Source organism: Paenibacillus daejeonensis DSM 15491 (genome assembly GCF_000378385.1).
In the GTDB taxonomy this organism is placed as follows: domain Bacteria; phylum Bacillota; class Bacilli; order Paenibacillales; family Paenibacillaceae; genus Paenibacillus_D; species Paenibacillus_D daejeonensis.
This window is the reverse complement of the sequence record NZ_KB899663.1, coordinates 63,763-84,869: the sequence shown is the minus strand read 5'-3', so window position 1 is coordinate 84,869 and position 21,107 is coordinate 63,763. Positions and strand designations below refer to the sequence as shown.

At 54.9% G+C, this 21,107-nt stretch carries 15 protein-coding genes and 1 riboswitch; of the genes, 7 read left to right on the top strand and 8 right to left on the bottom strand.

Going from position 1 to position 21,107, the window contains the following annotated elements; all coding sequences use genetic code 11:
* Positions 1–115 precede the first annotated feature (115 nt).
* Complete coding sequence (locus tag F556_RS0115615) at positions 116–964, top strand: helix-turn-helix transcriptional regulator (RefSeq protein ID WP_020617914.1); 849 nt, start codon at positions 116–118, stop codon at positions 962–964.
* A gap of 24 nt (positions 965–988) precedes the next feature.
* On the opposite strand, the gene F556_RS0115610 is transcribed toward F556_RS0115615, so the two are convergent.
* The 3 genes from F556_RS0115610 to F556_RS0115600 all read right to left on the bottom strand — a co-directional run bounded on the left by F556_RS0115610 (position 989) and on the right by F556_RS0115600 (position 3,318).
* Complete coding sequence (locus F556_RS0115610) at positions 989–1,801, bottom strand: inositol monophosphatase family protein (RefSeq protein WP_020617913.1); 813 nt, start codon at positions 1,799–1,801, stop codon at positions 989–991.
* 32 nt (positions 1,802–1,833) lie between these two features.
* Positions 1,834–2,295 carry a hypothetical protein gene (locus F556_RS0115605; RefSeq protein ID WP_020617912.1) on the bottom strand — a complete coding sequence of 154 codons (462 nt, stop codon included), beginning with the start codon at positions 2,293–2,295 and terminating at the stop codon, positions 1,834–1,836.
* A gap of 171 nt (positions 2,296–2,466) precedes the next feature.
* Positions 2,467–3,318, bottom strand: coding sequence for an alpha/beta fold hydrolase (locus F556_RS0115600; RefSeq protein WP_020617911.1), 852 nt, complete (start codon positions 3,316–3,318; stop codon positions 2,467–2,469).
* 231 nt (positions 3,319–3,549) lie between these two features.
* Here F556_RS0115600 and F556_RS0115595 point away from each other — a divergent pair, with 231 nt between their 5' ends.
* From F556_RS0115595 to F556_RS0115580, 3 genes are read left to right on the top strand one after another with little or no spacing between them, the layout of a single operon-like run.
* Complete coding sequence (locus tag F556_RS0115595; protein ID WP_020617910.1) at positions 3,550–4,185, top strand: YfbR-like 5'-deoxynucleotidase; 636 nt, start codon at positions 3,550–3,552, stop codon at positions 4,183–4,185.
* Positions 4,186–4,216: 31 nt separating this feature from the next.
* Positions 4,217–8,239, top strand: a complete 4,023-nt coding sequence (locus F556_RS36325; protein WP_020617909.1) for a choice-of-anchor I family protein — start codon at positions 4,217–4,219, stop codon at positions 8,237–8,239.
* Between the two features lie 30 nt (positions 8,240–8,269).
* Positions 8,270–9,901, top strand: a complete 1,632-nt coding sequence (locus tag F556_RS0115580) for an S-layer homology domain-containing protein (RefSeq protein ID WP_020617908.1) — start codon at positions 8,270–8,272, stop codon at positions 9,899–9,901.
* Positions 9,902–10,582: 681 nt separating this feature from the next.
* Here F556_RS0115580 and F556_RS0115575 read toward each other — a convergent pair.
* From F556_RS0115575 to aac(6'), 5 genes are all read right to left on the bottom strand, one after another.
* A complete protein-coding gene (locus tag F556_RS0115575; RefSeq protein ID WP_020617907.1) occupies positions 10,583–13,375 on the bottom strand; it encodes an alpha-L-rhamnosidase in 2,793 nt (930 codons plus the stop codon).
* On the bottom strand, positions 13,372–16,323 hold the full coding sequence (locus F556_RS0115570; RefSeq protein WP_020617906.1) for a glycoside hydrolase family 2 protein: 2,952 nt from the start codon (positions 16,321–16,323) through the stop codon (positions 13,372–13,374). The genes F556_RS0115575 and F556_RS0115570 overlap by 4 nt, the downstream gene beginning before the upstream one ends.
* A 460-nt stretch (positions 16,324–16,783) precedes the next feature.
* Positions 16,784–17,254 (bottom strand): gamma-glutamylcyclotransferase family protein, encoded by a 471-nt coding sequence (locus tag F556_RS34160; protein WP_020617905.1) that lies wholly within the window; start codon positions 17,252–17,254, stop codon positions 16,784–16,786.
* 9 nt (positions 17,255–17,263) lie between these two features.
* Positions 17,264–17,857, bottom strand: coding sequence for a hypothetical protein (locus F556_RS0115560; RefSeq protein WP_020617904.1), 594 nt, complete (start codon positions 17,855–17,857; stop codon positions 17,264–17,266).
* 11 nt (positions 17,858–17,868) lie between these two features.
* Complete coding sequence (aac(6'), locus tag F556_RS0115555) at positions 17,869–18,306, bottom strand: aminoglycoside 6'-N-acetyltransferase (protein WP_020617903.1); 438 nt, start codon at positions 18,304–18,306, stop codon at positions 17,869–17,871.
* 148 nt (positions 18,307–18,454) lie between these two features.
* Here aac(6') and F556_RS0115550 point away from each other — a divergent pair, with 148 nt between their 5' ends.
* The 3 genes from F556_RS0115550 to F556_RS0115540 all read left to right on the top strand — a co-directional run bounded on the left by F556_RS0115550 (position 18,455) and on the right by F556_RS0115540 (position 21,103).
* On the top strand, positions 18,455–19,375 hold the full coding sequence (locus F556_RS0115550; RefSeq protein WP_020617902.1) for an NAD(P)/FAD-dependent oxidoreductase: 921 nt from the start codon (positions 18,455–18,457) through the stop codon (positions 19,373–19,375).
* 65 nt (positions 19,376–19,440) lie between these two features.
* A riboswitch (ZMP/ZTP riboswitch) is annotated at positions 19,441–19,526 on the top strand.
* Positions 19,527–19,610: 84 nt separating this feature from the next.
* Complete coding sequence (locus F556_RS0115545) at positions 19,611–20,468, top strand: bifunctional 5,10-methylenetetrahydrofolate dehydrogenase/5,10-methenyltetrahydrofolate cyclohydrolase (protein ID WP_020617901.1); 858 nt, start codon at positions 19,611–19,613, stop codon at positions 20,466–20,468.
* Positions 20,468–21,103, top strand: coding sequence for a cyclodeaminase/cyclohydrolase family protein (locus tag F556_RS0115540; protein ID WP_020617900.1), 636 nt, complete (start codon positions 20,468–20,470; stop codon positions 21,101–21,103). The genes F556_RS0115545 and F556_RS0115540 overlap by 1 nt, the downstream gene beginning before the upstream one ends.
* Positions 21,104–21,107: the final 4 nt, after the last annotated feature.

Genomic DNA, 21,107 nt, shown 5'->3' with positions numbered 1-21,107 from the left:
ATCTTATCTTGATCTAATCTACCGTTAAATGCCCTCTATACAACTTTATTCCGATTCCAAATTGGCCTATACTGTAAATGCAGCCTCTACTACATCATGATTTGGAGCGAATGTTATGCGTGTGAGTCGAGAGTTTTATTTGCCGAATTTCTCCGAATTTCGCTTTTCGTGTTTCCCCCATTCTGCAGGCAATTACAATCGGCCTTTCAAAAAAGGCCACAATGTCACCCGGCTGGGTGGGGTGCGGGATTACAGCTTGCATTATGTCGCGGAAGGTTCGGGCATTCTGGAGTTAAATGGGGATACGTATCAGCTGCGGGCCGGGGACGCCTTTTGGCATGTGCCTCACTCCCCTATGCGCTATTACAGCTCGGATGACAACCCTTGGAATGTATACTGGATGCAAATGTATGGGAGTACGCTGCCCACCTTCCTATCCGAGAATGGATTTCATCAGTCCTCGATCTGGACGATGAATGATAGCGAGCTGCTGCAGTTGACTTTTGATGAGTTGCTCGATGAAATTGAAGCGCACAACTTTTTGCGGCCTTCTCGAATCTCTGCGCTCTCCTATGGGGTGCTGATCGAATTTGTCAGTCATGCGATCCCATATTCCCATTATCGCAGCGTCAATAGCAGTGACAAGATCTTGGCGTTGCTGCCCCTTATGCAGAAAAAAGCCCACCTCCCTTTTGTACTGGAAGCATGGGCAGAGCAAGCTGGCTATACGCCAAATTACTTTTGTAGCCTGTTCAAGAAAGTCACCCGCATGACGCCGGTATCCTACATGACCAAATGCAGAATCCAGCTGAGCAAGCACCTGCTTGTTCAACAGCCCGTCATCCCCATTAAGGAAGTGGCTATTAACTCAGGCTATCCGGGACTTAGCTATTTCAACAAAAAATTCATGGCATCCGAGGGCATGACGCCTGGGGAATTTCGGAATCGGCATCTGAACCGTTAGTCTCGTACGTTTGCAGACGGAGAGTTACGAGAGACGAAGTCCGCTTCTTACCGTCTCCAGCAGCTGCTCCTGATGATCTGGATGACAAGCGATCAGATAGGGCTCCTCGCACATGCCGATTACCGGCCGGCCGTCAAAATCGATCACCACACCCCCGGCTTCTCTTACCATAAGCAGACCCGAGTACAAATCGTCGCCCTCCGAGTTGTACAGCACAATGCCCTGAATGTCACCCTTGGCCAGCAGGCACCAGAGCACTGTAGGCGCCCATAAGCGAAGCATTCGCTTGTAGGTTCCGTCAATGTAATGCCTGAGCTGGGTTGCGCGGACATCCCGCTGCACGACATGCCCCTGAATCCAGCCGACGGTCCCTTTGACCAAGTTGGGTACCGGCTTCACGGCCATGCGGTGTCCATTGCAGGTGGCTCCCTCACCACGTACTGACACGAACAACCTGTCCGTCATCGGCTCATAGACAACACCCAGCACCGGCTCCCGTCGGTACATCAGCGTAATGGAAACCGCGAATATACTAAGTCCAATAGCAAAATTATTCGTCCCATCGAGCGGATCAATCATCCAGAGCCAATCGCCCGCCTCGCCGCTGATGCCCGCTTCCTCACTGCGGATCTGGTGATCCGGGAACACCTCGCGAATACGAGGCAGGATGAGCTCCTCCGCCAGCGTATCGACCTCCGTTACCAGATCGCCGTGTTCACCCTTCATCTGAACCTGCGCCACCCGGTCGAAGCTGGATTTGGCCAGTTCGCCGGCCGGGCGGATAATTTCGCAGGCTAGTGCTTTCGCTGTACGGATTACCGTTTGATAGTCGTTCATCGTTTCCCCCACTTTATCTTCTATAATAAATATTACGAATTTTCTTCACGCACCTGCAGAATGTGAGCCCGGATTTCTGCTAGCTGCTCCTCAGTCAGGTACCGCGGACGAAACTCCGTGTCCTGTTCCGGAATATGAATCGTAAGCGGGCCCTCAATATCCTGACTATGATTCCGAGTGCTCTCGGCATAGGTTAATTTGGACTTTTGCGTTTGCAGGTCAACAAAATGACTTCTTATATAATTGTGATCCGCGTCGTAATAATCTTCAATGGCAACAATCACCGCAACGGTCTCATGCCGATTATCCTTGATGTACGTAATGGAATTCACTTGCTTGTATCCATCTGGTTCGTAATATCCATCCACCAGCGTATACTCATTGCTACTGAAACCTTCCACCGTTTCCTGCTCAACCGCATCTTCATCGTTGCCCTGGCAGCCTGCGATGACCAGCAAACCCAGCAAAAGCATCGCAACAATTCGGATGTTCATTTATTCCTCCCCTTCCGTTTATGTCTATACCCATGGTACCATCTACTCCCAAATAATTGAAGACTTAGAGTGGAATTGAGAGCTCTCAGCCTCGAGGCTGTCTATCCTATGTGGGCAACTTGTACAATAGCAGCCATCCCCCAGAGGAGGATGGCTGCTATTGTTTTGTTCCTATTCCAGCATGCGGATGATTTCTTCTACAATAAGCTCCGGCTCGTCAAAATTCACCATATGGCCCGACTGCGGCGCCTCCACTAAACGGCCACCGTAAGCAGCTACCGATTGCTGATGGGCCGCCATCACGGCTGGGCGAATCTTGCGCTCCGGACCGGTCGTCAATCCTCCGGAGATGATCGTCAGTGGCAGGCTGCCCAGGTCTGGCCGCTCCGTGCGGAGCCGCTCCAGATCGTTGATGAACGTCGTCAGCTCCGCAGCTGCGGTGCGGGCAGCCTGGACTGTGAAATCCTCGGCTTGATGATCCGCTACCACATCGGCGGGCTGCACGTTTCCGGGCCCACTGCCCATCTTTCTATACAGTCCCGTGCGTGCCAGCAGCGGATAGAGCGGCCGTGACATGCGGAAGTACACGCGGGTCGAGCGGTTGAAATACATGTCGCAATGCTCATCTGATGGATCGACCAGCACCAGCCCCTGGATTCGCGATCGATCCGCTGCCGCAGCCGTCCGCACAATCGGTCCTCCCCAGCTGTGTCCGACCAGGATGAAGGGGCCCGGCCCCAGTGCAGTCAACAGCTCGCCAAGATCCGCTGCGATCCGCGCCAATGTGCGCGGGGCGGGGTCAGGATCGCTTTTGCCAAATCCGGCCCGATCATAGACGACTGTACGCACGCGTTCGGCGATGGCCGGCTGCACAAGTCCCCAATTGGAGCGCGATGCGCCCATGCCTGATTCGAATACGACGGTCGGCTCCCCTGAGCCTTTCACCATATAATGAAGCTTTCTTCCGTCCGAGGTTGATGCAAATTTACTGATGCCATACGTATGGCTGCTTTCTTCGGTCACTCCAATTCCCCCCTACTCTCTGTCACTTCTTCCCCATTAGTAACAATTATCGGCTAATGCCTGCAGAATGACAAGGAAAACTCCCCTTTTGCTACAGCCTGTTAACAATCCTGTCCGCGCCTTACATCCCCTTAACGTTCGGTTGATTCCCCGCAAACAGTGTGAAGGTATGATGAAGCCATGTCATGCAATGAATTTCATGATATGTCATAGACAAGGAAGGTACATCCTATGGGACTGCATACGTACTTCAGATCATTAAATGACTTGGAGAGAATTATTCGCTGCCCCGGCAAATTCAAATTCGAGGAGCACAGCGTCTCCGCACATTCCTGGAAGGTCGTTCAGTATGCCAAAACGTTGGCGGACATCGAGGAGCAGCATGGCGCGATCGTGGATTGGAAGAAGCTGTACGAGATTACGAGCAGCCACGATTACGGCGAAATTTTTATCGGTGACATCAAGACGCCCGTTAAGCACTACAGCACAGAGCTCCGCTCCCTCCTCCAGCAGGTGGAAGAAGGTATGGTCGAGCATTTCATTGAGGAAAACATTCCGGAGGAGCTGCAAGCGATCTTCCGCAGACAGCTACGAGAAGGCAAGGACGGCTCACTCGAAGGCCTCATTCTGGAGGTGGCCGACAAGATGGATCAGGTGTATGAGGCATTTGCAGAATTGCAACGAGGCAACACGGAGAAAGAGTTTGTCATCATGTACCGTCAGGCGCTGGTGAAAATCAAAAACATTCGTTTGCATTGTGTCTCGTATTTCTTGGAAAAGATTCTCCCCGATCTTGTTCATGAAGGGGCACGCGGCTCCATCAATATCCGCCAAATTACAGAAGAAGCCCTGACTCAAGAAACATAGCAAAAAAAGACAAGTATAAAGGAGAACTGGTATGAAAAGAAGGTTGAAGCAGAGACTGACAAGAATGATGTCTGTCGTATTGACGTTTGCACTCATTATGCCGCTGATGCTTGGCTTGACTGGCCAACAAGCGGTACAAGCTGCGCCGGGAAATGATTCTCTCCTTATTCATCAAGTATTTGGCGGCGGCGGCAAGAGTGACACACCGTTCACACACAACTTTATTGAATTGTACAATCCTTCATCGGACGAAGTGGATTTGACGGGTTGGCGGGTAGATTATGCTTCGAATCGTGGCGGTTCTCATCTGGGGAATACCAACGGACAGTGGGTAAGTCTCGATCTGAGCGGAACCCTCCCAGGCTACAGTTCCTATCTCATTGGGGGAGCTGCAGAGACGACAAGCCTTCAGGTCTACTCGATTGGGCAGTTTGATCAGGAATGGTCCGGGCGCTATATCGACAATAGCCAGTACAGCCTTCGTCTTTCGAACGGCGATACGATTATGGATCAGGTCGTTGTAGGTGAAACAGCCCTTGAAGGTGAAGCGATTGCTTCAATTTCCAAGCAGCAATCCGTGCGTCGTGTGGATTTTAAGGATTCGGATGACAACTTAGTCGATTTTGAGAACCTCCGTTTTCAAGCTAGTCAATTTACTTCTGAAGCTGCATTGGTGGCCTTTATCGACCAATACCGCCCGCGCAGTATCGCAGACGGCGCTTGGGGTCTTGCGCCTGTTGGCGGCGAAGAGCCGGGAGAAGACGATACCATCATTAAAGTGTTCCACATTAATGATGTTCATTCGCGTGCGAATTATGCCACCTCCCCGCCGGCTAATCATGCACAGGTTGGCTACGCTCAGTTTAAAACCTTTATTGATGTGGAAAGCGAAAATGCAGACGGCAAGCTCGTTCTGGATGCCGGCGACACGTTCCATGGCCAATCCTTCGCCTCGATTGAGCGCGGACAAGGAATTGCCGAGCTACTGAAGGCCGTTGGCTTCGACGCCCTTTCTCCAGGCAACCATGATTTCAACTACGGTGTAATTAGACTGAAGGAACTGGAGACCCTGTCCGGCGTGCCTCTGCTGTCGGCCAATACTAAGAAAGACGGTAATCCCCTGTTTGACACAAACACGCAAATGAAAGAGATTGATGGTGTGAAGATCGGCCTGTTCGGTCTGACAACTCCTGAGACGGCGTACAAGACCAACCCCAACAACGTGGTCGGCGTTGACTTTGGCACAGACGAGCAAGTGGTCGAGGCTGCTCAAGAAGCGGTGGCTGAACTGGAAACTGCAGGCGCAGACATTATCATTGCGCTGACACATCTCGGCGACGATGAGACGAGTACGATCAAGAGTACGGATATTGCAAGGCAAGTTGGCGGACTCGATCTGATCGTGGATGGCCACAGCCACAGTAACTATCCAACGGGTACAAAGGTCAACGGCGTACCTATCGCCAGCACTGGTGAGCATTTCAAAAATGTCGGTGTCGTAACGATCGGTTACAACAAGGAAGCAGGAGAAGTAACAGCAGTGAATGCAGTAAGCAAAGCTGCTGCCGATCTGCCACTGGCAGAATATCCTCAAGACGCGGCTGTAAAAGCGGAGTATGAAGCCATTATTGAACGCCAATCGGCGATTTTGGATGTCATCGTGGGCAATAGCCCAATTGCCCTTGACGGAGCGCGTAACAACGTTCGTAGCGGTGAGACCAACCTCGGTCGCTTGATCACCGATTCGATGATTGCCGAGACCGGTGCGGACATTGCCATGACCAACGGCGGCGGTATTCGTGAATCGATTGCTGCCGGAGACATCAGCAACGGAGATATTATTAACGTTCTGCCTTTTGGCAACTTTATTATCACCAAGTCCTTGACCGGTGCGCAGATTAAAGCGGCCATCGAGCAAGGCATGACGTTCGGTGCAGGCTCCTTCCCTCATTTCGGTGGCATGCAAGTGACCGTGGAGAAGGTGGCTGGCATGGCAGGCAGCACGCCTGTCGAAAAAGGACGCGTCATCGATATCCAAGTCGGCGGCGAGTCTATCGATATGAACAAATCTTATGTCGTAGCCACCAATGATTTCATGGGTGCTGGCGGCGACGGATATACCGTACTTCAAGCTCCAGCGTTGATCAACGAGTTCAACTCGCTGGATGAGGCGCTAATCAAACACATTCGCGAGCTGACAGCCGAAGCATTCAGCACCATCGACGCCGAGCGCCGCCTGATCATTGCCGAGAAGCAAGGCGGCTTCTCCCACCTGGGCAGCTATTCCACTGGCATGACTAGCGAAGATGGCGGCATTGCTGAAATCGTGGCTTACAATCCGGATAACCGCAAGATGTATCTCGTCAATGGGGCCACCCAGTCGATTGATATTGTCAGTCTGTCGGATCTGCAGAACAAGCCTGGCAACACGATGACACTCGATAAGCGGATTGAAATGAAAGAAATGGATGTACTGCTGGAAGACTTTGCGCTGGCTGATATTACGAGCATTGATATCAACACCGAGCACAAGCTGATTGCCGCTTCGGTTCAGGAAGCCGACTATACCAAGAGTGGAGCTGTTCTCTTCCTCGACTACAATGGCAACTTGGTGAAGCATATCCGTGTTGGCGTTCAGCCTGACATGGTCACCTTCACACCTGATGGACGTTATGTTCTGACAGCGGACGAAGGCGAGCCGCGCAAGGGCTATGGGGAAGGTATTGTTGATCCAAAAGGCTCGGTTTCGATGATCGATCTGTCCGGCGGTCTAGAACAGGCCACTGCGAGGATTGTTACATTTGATGCGTTCGATAGTGACTCCAAGCGCGCCGAGCTTGTAGCTTCTCAGGTCATCCTGAAGAAAGGTGCGGCCCCTTCGGTTGATCTTGAACCGGAATATGTAGCGGTAGCCTCGAACAGCAAGACCGCTTATATTTCCTTGCAAGAAGCCAATGCCATTGCCACCCTGGATATCGAAAAAGGCGAGTTTACAAGCGTCAAAGGCCTCGGCTTCAAGGACCATAGCCAGCCAGGCAATGAACTGGATCTGTTCCGCGGCAACACGATCGATATCAAGAATCATCCGGTATATGGCGTGCATATGCCAGATGGACTCGCAGTAGCCGAAATTGCAGGCAAGACGTATATCCTGACGCCTAACGAAGGCGATGCCAGAGAATGGGGCGACTACACCAATCTCCGCACAGCGACGATCGACGGCAACAATTTTGATGCCTTGATCAGCGAGGCGCATGACGGCCTGAATTCGGAGGCAACGTACATTCTCGGTGGACGCTCCTTCTCGATCTTCGATGCCGAGACCATGGAGTTGGTATTCGACAGCGGCAGTGACTTCGAACGGATTACAGCCGAGCTGTTCCCGAATCACTTCAATGCCTCCAACAGCAATGTGACGCTGAAGAACCGCAGCTCCAAGAAAGGACCGGAGCCGGAGGATGTGAAGGTCATCGAGGTGGACGGCAAGATCTATGCTGCAGTCGGTCTGGAGCGTATCGGCGGTGTCATGATGTACGACATCACGAGCCCGGCAGATGCCAAGTTCTATGACTACATTAATACGAGAGATTTCAGTGCAGCAGTTCGGGGCGATGTCTCGCCGGAGGGGCTCAAATTTATTAAGCCAGAACACAGTCCGACCGGCTACCCGCTCCTGCTGGCTGCCCACGAGGTGAGCGGCACTGTAGCGGTATATCAGCTGAACGAAGGCTATGTCGAGCCACAGCCGAGGCTGCCTTTTGAACTGAAAGTGAACAAGCAGACGGCAAACGGCATGGCTACCTACTCGTATGCGGTCGATGCAGTAGAGGCGGCGCCAACTTACAGAGACGATTACTATATTGTTTTCCAGGTCTATGAGGGCCAGGGCGCCACGACGCCTAGTTCTACCATGATCAAAAAAGTAACGGCCGGTGCTCCGGTTCAAGATGAGGCCATCCGGATCGGCGCAACCAAAAAAGTAAAAATCATGGTCGTTTCCGATGTAGACGGGCCAAACGGCCAGGTGCTGGCGGAAGCCTATGGAGTGGAGTAAGCCATGGGGATCGCTAGAGGAGGAATTCGCTTGAAACGATGGATAGCCAGTCTATTGGTGTTGTCTCTTATGATCGTCCTGCTGCCTACGCGGGGATATGCGGCTGAGCTCACGCTTCAGACCCCTGCCGTGGTGACAGCCGGGCAAAACCTGACGTTGTCAGGCACAGCTCCGAGTGCTGAGGTCATCCTCAGCATTCGCAGCTTGGATGGCGAGATCGTTTTCTTTGATACACAAAAGGTTGCCGATGGTGCCTACCGTGTTACCATCTCAGTGCCGCAGGCATGGGCTGGATCAAGCTACAACGTTGTGGCCGTATCTGGTGGGCAAGAAGTATCGAATGCTGTAGCGGTGCGTAACAGTGGAGGCCCGGATACAGGCACCCCTGGCGGTCCTCCTACTGGCTTGCCTGGAGGAAACAATGGGGAAGAACCTGGTACAACCCGGCCTCCAGCAGGCGGATCTGATCCAGTCGTAACACCAGGCTCACGTGGCGTCACCGTGACGGTAACACCGGTGGAAGTGAACGGTCGGATGACCGTCACTCTTAGTTCTGAGAGACTCGCTCCCGTTCTGGAAGCTCTTCGCGAGAACGGTGCGCAGTCCAGGCAACTGGTGATCCGCCTGAGCGGTGGTACCACCACTGGAACAGCGTACGATCTCCAGCTGAGTCCAGAAGCAGCGGCGCTGCTCTGGGGCAGTACAGCTACTTCCATAGTCCTCGCGAGCCCGCTTGGCTCTGTCGCTTATGACCAGAAGAGTCTGGAGACATTGGCAAGCCGGGGAGCAGGCGAGGTGCGTTTTGAGATCGAAGCGGTAGATCCGTTCTCGCTGACAGCTACTGGCCGCAATGCTACAGGCGGACGTCCTGTTGTTGATGTACAGGTGAGCGTCGGTGGTACGAATGTAACGGCATTTGACGGCGGCACAGTCCGCCTCGGCATTCCTTATGAGCTGGCTGGGTCCGAGGATTCGCAGGCAGTCGTGGTGTATTATCTGCCTGGCGCCGGTTCCCCTGCTGTCGTTCGCAATGGCTGGTATGATGAAGCGGCTGGCATGATGTATGTGACGCTGACTCACTTCTCCATGTACGGCATTGGCGTTCAGCACGTGACTTTTGGTGACGTATCTGGATGGTCTGTACCTTACATCACCTACCTGTCGGCTCGCGGCATCATCGAAGGCGTCGGGGCAGGTGAATTCGCACCAGCCAAGCCGGTCACTCGCGGAGAATTCGTTGCCATCTTGGCTCGGCTGTCAGAGGCGGAAGCCTCCGCGTACGAGAGCGGATTGTTCACCGACGTGCAGGCCAGCGACTGGTACGCGCCATATGTGCAGTGGGGCTACGACAGCGGTGTTGTGCAGGGCACCGGTCAGGGCCGCTTCCAGCCGCGCGAGCCGATCAGCCGTCAGGAGCTGGCCGTGATGGTTTCCCGCTATGCGGAGACGATGGGGTACACGCTGCCTGCAGATCAGGCGGCAGTGAGCTTCGCGGATCGCTCACAGTTTGGCGAATGGGCTGTAGCAGCTATCGGCAAGTTACAGCAGGCCGGCATCATTGAAGGCATCGGCGACGGCCGCTTCAACCCGAGAGGCACGGCCACACGCGCCGAAGCTTCCAAGATGATCGCTGTCCTCCTGCAGGGCCTGAGCCAACCGTAGGTCACGGATACAGGAACCTTCACTTCCACTTTCGAGTGGTTGTGAAGGTTTTTTCTTATGGGCTACCCAGGGTGGCATGCCCAGTCAGAAGCCCACCCTACCTGCCGTTTGGCAGTTCATGCGTCTACACTCCGACTCGCCCACCATCCGGATGTACTATAACACTTTATTGGGCCAACCACTCGCTCTGTCACCACCTAAGTGCACAATGTTACTTCATCCCCTCCATTTCCAGCTCCACACGTCTTTTAGGTGCACTATGTTACTTAATTCCCATTATTTCCAGCTCCACACGTCTTTTAGGTGCACAATGTTACTTCATCCCCTCCATTTCCCGCTCTACATGCCTTTTAGGTGCACAATGTTACTTCATCCCCTCCATTTCCAGCTCCACACGCCTTTTAGGTGCACAATGTTACTCCACCCCCTCCATTTCCCGCTCTACATGCCTTTTAGGTGCACAATGTTACTTCATTCCCTCCATTTCCCGCTCCACACGCCTTTTAGGTGCACAATGTTACTTCATCCCCTCCATTTCCCACTCCACACCCCTTTTAGGTGCACAATGTTACTTCATTTCGCCTGCCGACGGTGCGCCCCATCGCTCCATCACAACAAAGAAGCGGCCCTTGCGGGACCGCTCCTATGTTCTAGCGCTGTGGCTCATGTCAACTCCGTCTCTTAAGCCTCCGTTCCCACGACAGGCACAGGTACAACAAACCGATGCTGTCCCTCGCCAATCCCGCGGGCAAGCTCCAATAACTCGCCATCCGGTTGGGGCAGCGCGACATTCGCGCTTGTCCCCGGTGGAATCTCCACCTCGAGAATGAGCTCTTCTGCCTCGCGGCGCCACCCAGCAACGATGCGACCATATGCCGTCTCCAGCGAGCCCTCCGCCCAGTCCAGCCCAACCGGAGCATACGGCCGAATCTCGATCTGCCTGTAGCCTGGACTCAGCGGCCGGATGCCTGCGATACGCGTGTAGAATGAGGTGCCCACTCCTGCAAACATGGCATGATCAAGCGAATGCATGCCGCCCTTGAAGCTCCATTGCTCCCAAAGTGTAGTGGCACCTTGGGCGATCTGCCACCCGAAGCTCGGATACGTTGTCCGGGTGAGCAAGCTGTATGCCAGGTCCATATGGCCGTGATCTGCCAGCACATCCACCAGATACCGGGTTGCATAAATGCCAGTATCGAGATGCCCATCCTTCTCCTGAATGGCTGCCACCAGCTGTTGGACAGCCTGCTCTACGAGCATATCCGGGACCAGACCGAGCGCCAACGGCATGACTTGTGACGTCTGGGTACCACTACCGTAGCGACCCTCTCCCTTGTGGAACCGATCCTGAAACGCCTGACGGATACGCTCAGCATGAGCAGCATAGTGTCTCTCATCATCCGCCCGACCCAGTACGCCAGCTGCCTGCGAGACGACCGACGCCTGCTGGTAGGCAAGGGTGGTGTTCACAATCTCGACCTCGCGAAAATACTGCTCCCATCCATCCTCATTAGGTGGACACCAATCGCCGAAGCCATCTGTGACGATCAAGTCAGGCCACTTCTCGGCTACATGGTCCACATAACCTCGCATGGTTCCGTAATGAGCTGCCAGCGTCTCCTTGTCGTCATAATGCCAGTAGAGGTACCAAGGCAGGGTCACCTTGTCTCCGCTCCAGTCCGGGTTGGTCGCGCTGTCTGAGATATCGCCGAGCCACTTGATGTAATACTCCCGCATATCAAAATTGTGCATCGCCGCTTCTTCGACCACGGCCGAATCCATCATGCAAGGTGTCCGTTCGTCGCGCTGACAGCAGTCCGTGGGGATTGAGACCAGATTGTTAAGCACCGACCAGCGGAGGTTGCTCTGTATGCCTGTGAGCAGCGCATTGGAACACCGGAAGCTGCCGGTTGCGCGGACATCCGACCGGATCGGCACGGCTTCAATGGAATGCAGCTCGGCCTCCCCCGTCACCTCGACATAGCGAAAGCCATGATACGTAAACGTCGGCTCATACCGCTCGAGTCCCTGGCCGTGGAGGATGTAGCGATCGGTGGCCCGGGCGTTCCGGTTCGTCCATGGATCAATTGCCCCTGTCTCATCCACCAACTCGCTGTAACGGAGCGTCACCTGCGAGCCCGCCTCGCCAGACACGTCGACGCGTGCCCAGCCCGCGATATTCTGGCCAAAATCGTATACCGTGACTCCCTCGCTGGGATGAGCCGTCTTCACTGGCGCAAGCGGAACACTTGGGCGGATCGGCGGTTGCGTGTGCGGCTCCAGCACGCCTGGCGGCGATTCGACAACAACGGCCGGCTGCCATGACGAGCCACTTTCATCGTAGCCAGCTTCCGTCCAGCCCGCCAGTGCCAAGCTCCGGCGGCCGTCGCACGTCTCCCCGTCATAGATATCCTGCTGCAGTAGCGGGCCATCTGTGGTCCGCCAGTCCTCGTCCGTTCCAATCTGCAGCATTCGGCCATCCACCAGCTCCAGCTCGAGTACAGCAACTGCCGCCTTGTCCCGCTTCCACTTCCAGCCCCAGCGAGAGTAATTGATGTTGTAGCCATTGCCGAGGGACAGTCCGATGGCATTCACACCTTCCTGCAGCACTGCCGTAGCATCATAGACATCATAGAGCATCCTGCGCTCATAGGGACTGTTGGCAGGCGCTAGCACCCGATCGTCCAGCTTGCGGCCGTTGAGATGCAGCTCATACCAGCCAATGGCATAGACCCGAACCGTAGCTCGAACGAGTCCTGGCGGTACGTTGAAGGTCGTCCGCAGCAAGGGCTGGTCTACAGCAATGGGCGACTCGCATAAGGCAAGCTGCGATTCACCGAGACGAAGGCCGCTGCCCGTTCGATCTATTGTGCCTGCACTGAATCCCAGACAGGCTGGATCGTAGAAACGGTTCACAACCTGCGCCCGTCCCTCCGGATCAAATACCCGGAGTTCCCTGAAGACTGCTTCCTGTCCAGTCTTGGTTGCAAATCCAATGGTTCCCGCCTGCCAATCATGCGCTTGCGGTTGCACGCGGCCGATCTCCCGGCTATCGATGAGAATCCGCACCGCCTCCTGAGTCCTCTCAATACAGACGGCAACCTTGACAGCCTCACCTCCGGTCACCGCTTCACTAGTGACATAGGACGGACCCTGCTGCGCTGTAGCGGATCCTGCCAACTCCGGGACGCCAACCTCGGACCATACCGTCTGCTGGCCGTTCTCCATCCTATAAACGGTGGCTGTCAGCGCTTCGGAGTTCAGCGTCAATCCGTAGTAATTCGCCTCGTCCCGCACCCCGAACAACACGTCCGCGCCGCCTTTTTCGATGGACACGCTCACCTCCAGGCGAATCTCCGTCCATGCCCGGTGATCCATCTGCCGTCCGCCTATCCAACGAGCCGACCAGTCAGCGGGCACTGCGCTCACCTTTACCTGTTCCTTCACATCCATCCCGTGGCCTCCCTTCGTCATAGCTCTTCCTCCATTCGAACAGGCTCGGCATTCCAGGCCCTAACAGTCAGATCCGTCTGAAGGGCATTCCCGTCCGTCACCTCATAGTGCAGAACTCTCTCCTGCCCGGGAACCAGCCCGAAGTCGTTGTCCGACAGATAGCTATGCGCATCATCGCCAACCCCCTCCAGCGTCACACGATAAGCCGGTACTTCTCCTGTATTCCGCACCACTATCGTGCCCCCGCCCTCGTCCGACTTCACCTGGATACTGATAGTCGTCTGAGGCAAGCGGCGTAGTGGTGCATCCGTAATCTCCGCATACCTGCGAAACGCTTCGCCTGCCAGCTCGCCCGGATATTCATTGTTCTCCTTCCGATGAGCCTGCTCAAATTCAAGCAGCTCAGGTGACTTGGCCTGCCCATTGAAGGCGTACCACTGATCCGAAATCAAATCTCCATCACGATCCTGTAGCGAGATCACCAATAGAAATGGCCGGATGTCGGTTTCTTGCGGGAGCGTCAGAGAGAGCGTATCCAGCTCCTTCGTCACCCCCGGCACGAGTGTTACCCGGTCATACTGCATCATCCAGAGCACCTGCCAGTCGCTACCATATACTATTGCTGTCACAAGTGCATCTGCCAGCGGTTCGAGCGTATCGTTGCCAGCATAGAGGTTAGCGCCGAAGATGTCTCCAGAGCACCAGCCGTCAGATTTTTCGAACGTTGCAAAAGCCAAACGCGGACGACAAGCCTGCAGCGCCCGGTAATAGCTCAGCTTGGGGCTGCCATAATAATCGACTACTGCCCAGGAATGGCCTGGGAAGAGGTCCGAGAATTTGTAGTACCAGAAACCGGCTGTGGAACGACCGGCACCTGCTCGCTGCACATCCGCGACGAAGCGAATCTGATCGCCCTGGGCCGTCTGCGAGCTGAGAATATAGTCATCCCAGCTGCGAATGGGAAAATACGCGCCGTAGCGCATCGACTTGATCGGATCCTTGAGACTGAACTGGTGCGAATGGGCTAGCCAGCCCCGGCTCTCCTCCGTCGGCGGCCATGATGCCAGTGCATCCTCTGGCAGATAATGAGCTGCGCTGCTGCGGTTGGTCATGCTTGGAATGCCGTATTCGCCATAAAAAACAGACGGGTTGGCTAGCGTCGAGGCCTTCATCGGCTCGCCCCCGTGGTACACGTCCCAGTTATGGAGGCTGCCGCCCCACGGATCCGTCCGGTGATAAGGTCTGGACGGATCGAGTCCGCGGCAGCGCCGACCAACTAGAAACAAGCCTTCATCCGCTCCGCCATGCGGCCCGTTCTCGTTGCCGCCACCCCACATGACCAGGGACGGATGATTGCGCAGCCGCTTCACATTGCGGGCAACCTGCCGGTCCAGCACGCCAAGGTCGGTGTGCGGCGCATCCATCGGTCCCCAGCACAGCGGGAACTCCTGATACACGAGGATGCCTTTCTCATCACATGTGCGGTAAAAGCTGTCCGTCTCAATCATGCCGCCGCCCCAGGCACGCAGCATCTGGACATGCGCCCGCCGCGCCAGCTCCAGCATCCTCTCAAGCTTGGCATCGTCGCGCTCCAGCATCGGCTCCGTCCAGCACCAGTTCGCCCCTTTGATAAACATCGGTACGCCATTGATAACGAACTGCCAGCGGTAATCCGTCTCCTCCGGCGTGTCCGGCAGCGGACGCATCTCCAGCGTTCTCACGCCGAAGCGAGTACGAGTGCCAACCGCTTGACTCCTATCGTCTGAACTCTGCAGCCCCTCGGCCTGGGAAGAGGATGCTTCAAGAACACGGGCCGTGAGATGCAGCTCATACAATGAAGGATCGCCATAGCCGATCGGCCACCACAGTGCCGGATCCGGCAGCGTTACCGCCGTGCGGTAGCGGCTGCGACCGTAACTCACCGCAACCTCTTGCCGGAAGCACAGGGAACCGGTTGAATCGGGGGCGCGCTTTCCGTCAGCCGCCACCCGGCTAATCTCTCCCTGAATCTCCAATGATACGTGTTCGCCGAGGCAGCTGTTTACCGCGTAGTCAATGACCAGTTCGGCAGCCTCACTCGTGAGGGTGCGGGTCGTCACATACGGATCTACCACGGCTACATCGGGCTCAGCAGTCAGCCAGACATCCTGCCAGATGCCAAGCGAGATCAGATGCCCGTAATGCCAGCCGAAGCCGGGACTTCCCTTGAGGTAGCCATTCCAGGACTCGGGAGCGGCATCAATACGTACGACCAGCTCATTGGGACCATCGAAGCGGATCAAGCCGCTCACGTCATGGTCAGGTCCGCCAAACATCCCCCGATGATGGCCCAGCGATATCCCATTGACGAAGACCGTGCCGGAATAATCAATGCCGTCGAACCGTAGCGTCAGCCGCCGCCCCTTCCAGGTATCCGACACTTCAAATGTGCGTGCGAACCACCAGTCCTGGCGTTCTACCCGCGTCCGGCGGAACCAGAGCGGCCGCTCCTTCGGTTCTCCGTGCTCCTCCAGTTCATCCATTGTATTCGTATTCCACATTGGATCCTCCAGCTTCCCTAATGCGATCAGCGCCTTCTGAACCGTCGTCGGCACCTGCACCTCATCCCAGCCACTCCGGTCATGACCAAACCCGTACCATCTCTCCTCCATCCCGGGGCTCACCTTGGCCTTGCGACCAAACCAGCCCGTCGCTGGCGCGGGGTCGCCCGGATCCGTGGGCTCCGTTCCTTTCATTTGCCAGGCCCCAGACAAGCAGAGGACATCCGACGCCTCGCTCCCCATCGACGCTGTCCTTGGCTGTGATTGTACGACCTCGCTAGCAACCTCTCGGTACGGGATCCGCATCTCTGCCTCTACCGCTGCATCCCCGTGTAGAGAAGAGGCACGATACGCTTCGTCCTGCACCTCATCCAGATAACGCTTACCATCTATCGGTTCATAACAAGTAATGATTGTTGGTTCGCTCATCGTTACGCCTCTTTTCAAATAAACTGACAACAAGAACACTTTTATTATGTGTTGATCTTAACTTCAAGTCAATCATATTTTATTATTTAGTTTCACTTGTTGTCATTTATTGAGACGCGAAAAACACCCCTCTTGTCTTGCAGAGGGACGCTTTGTACTGACAGTGGGTTATCAGGAGGGCTTACTCATCGCGAATTATTGCATGTGCGGATTTCATTTAAGTATGAAATTTCATATCTATTTTGGTCATATGCGCTGCAGATAGCTGAATAAACACGATATTTCGAGTTCATGGCGTCGTTTTGGGGAAAAACGAGCAAATGAATATGATTTTTCATATTCATAGGAGAGCTAAGTTAGCTGAAGGGAGCGAATCGTCCAATACATGCATTTCGGCAGCTAATTCGCGGCATCCGAAGCGAGATGTTTCATCAGATGCGCTTTGACAGTTTAACAGCAGCTATTCTTCCATTGTGTGGCGAGCTCGCCGATACGCACACCAATCGCCGGAGGCAATCAGCCGTGCGGAGCTCGGCACTGCGAGATACACATATACCCACGCCCGGTAATGCTGACCATCTGCGTCGATTTCGGCTTCCACCCGTTCATACTCATTAGGGCCGCCCGGCCCGTAGTAGTCCTCCAGTTCATCCAAACGGCCCAGCACTTCCGGGGTCACTCGATAGAGCTCACCCAGGGTATGAGCTTGGTCATCCGGGAGGACGGCGGGATAGCCGAGTCCCGTATCCCACAGCTGCGCCGCGAGGAAGGCATGGTCCGATACCTGTTCACTGTTCGCCAAATAGGCCGCATGATTGCATTCATTGCAGCGCAGGGTGCCATAGACAAAGACCAGGCTGGCTGACTCCAGCGCGTCATTGTCACATTCGTTATGAAACTCCACCTTTGTCACCAGCCCTTCCTCTATCATTCTCCTTAGCTACTTCGGTGTCGATAGACGCCCTTCACGTTCGGCCCGGAAGCTGCGCAGACAGACAATCGTACCTGCCGCACCCAGCGTCACAAACACCAAGAAGATGACTCCCATCTGCTTGAGCATGACGATGAGATTGTCCATGAAGTCTTTGCGGAGGGTAAAGGTCTCTCCTTCTTCCATAGCCTCTGTGGAAGTCAAATGCAAGGTATACCAAGTCTCCTGGTCTGCATGAAAACGATAGTTCGATCTCCCTCCCTTTCCATTCAACGTGTACGTGGTAGATGTGTCCGGATGCACCCGAAGTTGATGCTGCTCCTTAAACACTTCAACGGATAATGGGTTAAGTGGTTCGTCCGTTGGCGTCTCTGTGGTGAACGAAGCGCTAACTGGGAGAATAGGGGAGTGAATTTCAAATTCTTGAAAGATAAGATACGTGCCAGGTTGCAGACGGAGTTCAATTGTTGTATCAAGCGGCAGCTCGATTCGCTCCATCCGAACAACGGTGGCCATCATCGCTGCTCCGGATACGCCGATGCCACCGATCAGGATGAGTCCTGCCAGAATGAACAGACCGTATCGTTTTAGAAATTTTGACATAGGTATAGTCCTCACAAATCCTTGATATAAGTCACCGTCCGGCCGGCTTCGCGAAAGCCGATCCGCTCGTGAAACGCTTGACTGTCCGTATTATGCAGCTCTGTATCCGAAGCCAACTCGCGGCATCCCTTGCTTAGGGACCAGTCAGCCGCCGCTTCGACCAATTGTCTGGAAACCCCTTGCCCCCGATGCTGCTCCAACACATAGATCCCTTCGATGAAACCGACCGGGCTGGTCGTAGAGCCTTCAACATAGTCGACTCGGATGGATACATGGATGAAGCCAATGGTCTCTTCACCCTCTCGTGCGACGAATACTTGATCCCGGTCCGCCCCTACCATCTCTGCAAACTCCGATCGCAACGGATCTCGTTCATTGTCCGGCCACAGCAATAGTGCCAGACTAGTCACATCATCGACATGCGCAGTTGTGGCTTGTTCAATGTTCATGTGCTCACCTCACTTTGATTATGAATCACGAGGCGGGCATTGACAACAGGAACCAATCCCGTCTATTATAGATTCACAAGGTCTTTTATTATTCAAATAAAGGACTATACGAATCTCTTAAATCCACTAATCTCTGGAGGTACTATTAATGACATACGATTGCGCAATTGTAGGCGGCGGGCCCGCTGGGTTAAATGCTGCATTGGTGCTGGGCCGGGCCCGGCGCAAGGTCATTCTGCTTGATAACAACCAGCCCCGCAATGCCGTGACTCATGAGTCGCACGGTTTCATTACCCGGGATGGAGTAAAGCCTGCCGAGTTTCGCCGAATTGCTTACGAGGAGGTCCTTCGGTATCCAAGTGTAGAGCACCAGGAAGTGGAGGTTACCCGGATCGAACAGGACGGCAACCACTTCCGGATTGAGACAGCATCAGGCCAGCGCATCCAGGCTCGCAAGCTGATCTTGTCCTCCGGCCTGAAGGAGGTTCTCCCCGAAATTGAAGGCGCGCGTGAATTTTACGGCACAAGCTTGTTCAACTGCCCGTTCTGCGACGGCTGGGAGCTGCGTGATCAACCATTGGTCGCGGTCTCGGAATACAAGGATCTGTTCCACAAAGCCAAGCTGCTGCTCAATTGGAGCCGGGATCTCGTGCTCTGCACCAATGGCAAGGGAACGATAACTGATGAGGAACGGCAACAGCTCGCCAAACGCAATATCCCCATTATTGATAAACCAATCGCCTCCTTTGCCGGGCGGGATGGGCAGCTGGAGGAGGTCATCTTCGCAGACGGTAGCCGGATCGCTCGAAGCGGCGGATTTCTCTCGCCCGCTCAGGTACCGAATCTCGCGCTGCATGAAGCACTGGGATGTGAGAAAAATCAGTTGGATGGTCTGGTCGTCGACGAGATGGGACGGACGAGCGTTCCCGGCGTTTATGCAGCCGGAGATGCGGCGTATGTAATGCCTGCTCAGCTTATCTTTGCCGCTGCCTCAGGCAGTCGAGCGGGTATCGGCGTCCATGCCGATATGACCGAGGAAGACTGGCATGCCAGGCCAGAGGAAGCCTAAGCTTAAACATTGTGGCGGTGAAAAACCCCTTTTCAATCACATTCTAGTCTGATACGATGGTGGAAACCCCTGTAAGCGACTGGCGATGAGAGTGGAATCAACCACAAGGGAGCCTACAGGTCGATCGGTTCCGTTCGCCTGGGAAAAGTATCTGAACACAGCTGCGTCTGATGACGAGCTGCGTACAGATACTTTTTTTCGTTCGTGCCATCCCATTCTTAAGGAGGTCATCGCAATGACTGTCATTATGAAAGCAAGGGAAGCTGCCGATGAGGTGTACCGCAAGATCGCGCTAGAGGTTGAAGCGTGCAAACAAAAAGGGATCTATCCTACACTTGCCGTTCTGCTGGTGGAAGGCGATCCTGCCTCTGCCTATTACGCGCAGGCCAAGCGGAAGGTAGCTGAGAAGCTGGGGATCAATTATGAGCTTCGAACCGTAAGCGCACAGGTGAGCGAAGAAGAAGTGTTAAACATTCTGGAAGCATGGAAAACGGACCCGACCGTGCATGGCATCCTGCTGGAGCTCCCCCTTCCTCCACATCTAGCTGGCAGACATCTGGAGAATGAAGTCTGTGCCGAAAAAGATATCGATGGCGTGAACCATTATAACCAGCAGGCGACGATAACTGGTGAACCGGGTCTCTATCCCGCCACGCCCCAGGCCTGCATCCGGCTCTTGAAGCATTATGGCTACACCCTCGAAGGGAAAAATGTGACGCTGGTCGGACGTGGCCAGACCGTTGGTATGCCGCTATTCCATATGCTGCAGCGCGAACAAGCAACCGTCACGCTCTGTCACTCGCGGACGCCGGATCTGGCCTTCCACCTGGGGCATGCTGACATCGCTTTTGTAGCTGTAGGTCGGCCGAATACAGTGCGCGCGGACATGGTTCATCCCGGGCTTGTCGTCATTGATGCCGGTATTCATGAAACGGAGGATGGACGCATCGTGGGTGATGTCGCGCCTGAAGCGCGTGATCGTGCAACTGCTATATCGCCTGTACCCGGAGGCGTGGGTACGCTGACGACGGCAATCCTGTTCGAAAATCTGATGCAGGCCGTACGCGGACAGTTTGAGGAGGCGTGGAGATAATGGAGAAACTGACTTGGGAGCATAGCATCCACGAATTTCTGTCACAAGCCGCCAGCGCACAGCCGACACCGGGTGGCGGCAGCGTCGCTTCCCTCGCTGCGGCGCTCGCCAGTTCCATGACGTCGATGGCCGCTCGGCTCTCGCAGGGCGACAAGTATACGGAGCACCTGAGCCAGACCGATGAAGCCGTCGGTCTGCTGGAGCAGCTGACCGGAACGTGTGAACAACTGATGCAGGCCGACATCGCCGCATTTGATGGCTACATGCAAGCGATACGCTTGTCCAAGACGACGGATGAGGAAAAGCAAGCCCGCCGTCAAGCCATCGATGCCGCTGCCGCCAAGGCCATTGAGGTACCGCTGCAGTTGGCCCGGCTATGTCGGGATGGTATGCGATGTACCCGGAGCCTCGCCGGCATCTGCAACCCGCATGTTATCTCCGACCTGGGCATTGGCGCCATTCTCTTCGAGGCCGCAGCTCAGTCTGCCGGACTGACGGTGGAGATTAACCTGGCCTCGATTCGGGATTCCGCGCAGAAGGCGCAGTACGCCGAAGACCTCGCTGCCCTGATCCACGAGATTACGGATCTGAGAAGCGAGGCCCTGGCTGTTACACGGTCAAGGATTGGATCTTAGTCAC